Origin of the sequence: Psychrobacter sp. UBA2514, from assembly GCF_002341255.1 — a bacterium.
Taxonomy (GTDB): Bacteria; Pseudomonadota; Gammaproteobacteria; order Pseudomonadales; family Moraxellaceae; genus Psychrobacter; species Psychrobacter pacificensis.
This window is the reverse complement of sequence record NZ_DDNS01000008.1, coordinates 100,920-101,342: the sequence shown is the minus strand read 5'-3', so window position 1 is coordinate 101,342 and position 423 is coordinate 100,920. Positions and strand designations below refer to the sequence as shown.

The 423-nt window shown below is 40.0% G+C and carries 1 pseudogene; it reads left to right on the top strand.

What is annotated here, in order from left to right:
- Positions 1-43 precede the first annotated feature (43 nt).
- Positions 44-265: pseudogene (locus tag B3V51_RS02855) on the top strand (GntP family permease); the annotation flags it as partial.
- Positions 266-423 lie beyond the last annotated feature (158 nt).

Genomic DNA, 423 nt, shown 5'->3' with positions numbered 1-423 from the left:
TTAATAGTGGTTCGACTATATTTTGTTGTCTTTGTCCCTCTTAATGTATTTTGCCTATCGAGGCGTCAGCGTCTTAGTTTTGGCACCCCTACTCGCTATCTTGGCAGTGGTATTAAGTGGACAGAGCAGCTAAACGATGGGGATCTATACTGAAGTCTTTATGCAAGGTCTTGGCGGCTTTGCGGTCAAATACTTCCCCCTATTTATCTTGGGGGCTATTTTTGGCAAATTGATGGAAGATTCTGGTTACGCCTATAGCATCGCCCGCAATTCTTAACGCACTAGAAAATTACTGGTTGTTATAGTGATGTAATAATAGAAGGTCTAGGATGGTTAGCAGATGTCATTGCTAAAAAATTCGATTATAGTAGATATTCCTTATAATAACTGCTACTTACAGTAGACTTCTTGCATAAGTCATCG